Source organism: Ectobacillus sp. (assembly GCF_056992975.1).
The window spans coordinates 1-2,764 of the sequence record NZ_JBXKMX010000226.1 but is presented as its reverse complement, the minus strand read 5'-3'; the positions used below and the strand labels follow the sequence as shown (position 1 = coordinate 2,764).

At 39.4% G+C, this 2,764-nt stretch carries 2 protein-coding genes and 1 pseudogene; 2 read left to right on the top strand and 1 reads right to left on the bottom strand.

From position 1 onward, the window contains the following. Positions 1-179 precede the first annotated feature (179 nt). Entirely contained in the window at positions 180-1,076 is an 897-nt protein-coding gene (gene dpaA / locus AC11ZT_RS10490) for a dipicolinic acid synthetase subunit A (RefSeq protein WP_484059539.1), read from the top strand. After that, positions 1,076-1,501, top strand: a pseudogene (dpaB, locus tag AC11ZT_RS10485) (dipicolinate synthase subunit B); the annotation flags it as partial. The gene dpaA and the pseudogene dpaB, both read left to right, overlap by 1 nt. 26 nt (positions 1,502-1,527) lie before the next feature. Here dpaB and AC11ZT_RS10480 read toward each other — a convergent pair. After that, positions 1,528-2,764: recombinase family protein (locus AC11ZT_RS10480; RefSeq protein WP_484059538.1), on the bottom strand; the 1,237-nt coding region annotated here is incomplete at its 5' end.

Below are 2,764 nucleotides of genomic sequence, written 5' to 3'. Positions count from 1 at the left end.
GTCAGAGAACCTTCCCCCTACAAAGGCAAAGAGCGCCTTTTAGGGGAAAGAACCTCTGCCCTCCGGAGCTGGGCGAGCCGATTCCGCTTTTCGTTAGCACCTAGCACTTGTACAGTACATATGATGTTTTGAAACCAAAGCGATAACTTTACTAGACTGCAAAGAAGGTGAAGATAGATATGCTAACGGATATGCATATAGCAGTAATCGGTGGAGATGCCAGACAATTAGAGGTCATCCGCAAACTGATTGAATTGGATGCAAAGGTGTCATTGGTCGGATTTGATCAACTGGATCATGGATTTACTGGAGCTACAAAAGAACAGATAGATGAAGTACAATTTTCTCGTCTTGATGCCGTTATTCTACCCGTAGCGGGAACGAATGACACGGGACAAATTGAAACGATATTTTCTAATGAGAAGGTAGTGCTGAAGAAGGAGCATATTTCAAAAACACCGCCCCATTTTACAATTTATTCTGGAATTAGCAATGCATACTTACACGATATAGCTACCACATGCAATCGATCGCTCATCAAGCTATTCGAGCGTGATGATGTAGCGATTTATAACAGTATTCCTACTGTAGAAGGAACTATTATGATGGTTATTCAACACACAGATTATACGATTCATGGTTCAAAAGTTGCTGTACTCGGCTTTGGACGAACGGGAATGAGTGTAGCACGAGCATTTCAAGCGTTAGGTGCGAAGGTAAAGGCAGGAGCGCGACGTTCCGAGCATTTAGCACGTATTACAGAAATGTCGTTTGATCCCTTTCATTTAAAAGACTTGCATGAGGCTGTCGAAGATATTGACATCGTCATTAATACTGTTCCTCATCTAATTGTGACCAATAGTGTTATTGCAGGAATGCCTACAAATACATTAATCATCGATTTAGCTTCCAAACCGGGAGGTACTGATTTTCGCTATGCAGAAAAACGTGGGATAAAGGCTATTTTAGCACCGGGGTTACCAGGAATCGTTGCACCAAAAACAGCAGGAAAAATACTCGCGAATGTGTTAACAGGTTTATTGGCTGAGGTGAAATCGAGAAAGGAGAACAAATGATGAACGTAAAGGGAAAGGTTATCGGGTTTGGTTTAACAGGCTCTCATTGTACGTTTGAAGAGGTTATGCCCTATATCCAGCAATTAGTTGAGGCGGGAGCCGAGGTACTCCCTGTTATTTCGTACACATTAAAAACGACAGACACACGATTTGGAGAAGGAGCCAAGTGGATTGAACGCATCGAAAGTATTACAGGTCGATCTGTAATAGATACGATTGTAAAGGCAGAGCCACTTGGACCGAAGATTCCTCTTGATTGTATGGTCATTGCACCATTAACAGGTAATTCGATGAGCAAATTTGCAAATGCTCAAACAGATTCTCCTGTACTTATGGCGGCAAAGGCGACGCTACGTAATTGGAAGCCAGTCGTTCTCGCCATTTCTACAAACGATGCCCTTGGTTTAAATGGTGTGAATTTATTGTACCCAAGATGATTGCAACAAAGGGTCTAACGTATAGAAGGAAGTTTTGGATAAATCTCAATTGAAAAATCATCGAGTACTTGATTCCGTTCTTTAACATAGACAACTTTCTCGATAATTGATTTTAAAAGGAAGTTCCGCATTGCAATATTGTTTGTTTTAAAATATAAATCAATCACATTCTCTATGTTTGGAATAGCGGAGTGCTGTGCTTGTTTTTTTTGTAGTTCAAATTCGTATTCTTGTTTTGCTTTTTCCAAGGATACATGAAGCTTCTCTATGCGTTTGGTCAATTGACTTGTTCGTTCTATAAATAGTTGTTCATCATAAATCTTTCGTTCAAGAAAATCATATAGCTGTTCTTTTTGTTTTTCTGTTTCCTCAAGTTCCCCCTGAATTTGCTTCACAATTCCTTTGTATATTTGGACGACTTCCTCTTTTTTGTTATTTGTAATAGGCAGACTTACGTCTAATTTGTATGCAACTAACCATTTGTCTAAGGCAGAAATTAAATGGGATTCGATGTAATGCGTGTAGGAGGATTTTGTATCACAATTTGGACAGATTATGGTTTTCTGTTTATTTCTCGGATAGCGCTGCAACATGTTAGAACCACATTTTCCGCATTTTATGAGTCCAGCAAGAGGATTGCTCGGTTTTGTGTTATACGGGGTGTGATAGCGCTTTTTCATAATCGATTGCGCCTTATTAAATATCTCTTCTGTAATGATTGGCGCGTGCTTACCATTTGCTATAATCCATTCCTCGCGAGGTTTTCGTTTTCCACCATGTGTTTTTTTATTCCAAGTTACTTTTCCGATATATACATAATTTTTTAAAATGTCGATAACGCTGTAATTGCTCCACTTTTTCCCTGTAGCACTTAAAAATCCAAGTTCGTTTAATTGTTTCGCAATCCTTCCTGATCCCATTCGTTTCGATGAATCATTACTTGTATATAAATTAAATATCATATTGACCACTTCGGCTTGATCCGGATGGATTTCTAATGTCCGACTGTCCTTTGTTTCGATAATCGTATATCCGTATGGCGGGTGTGTCCCTAGGTAGTTTCCCTTTTCGATAGATAGAAGACGTCCACGTTGTAAACGTCTTGTAATGATTTTTAACTCTTTTCTGGCCATAAACGCTTCAAATTCGCTGTATTCCTCGTCAAATTCATCGTTAAGGTCATAGGTCTTGCGGAGAGTGATAATTTTCGTATGAGCTGCTTTAAATGTTTCTAGTATTAGTCCTTGTTCC

Bases quoted from the DNA above. Each gene is read 5' to 3' on its own strand.
- dpaA (WP_484059539.1), top strand. From the start codon at position 180: ATGCTAACGGATATGCATATAGCAGTAATCGGTGGAGATGCCAGACAA.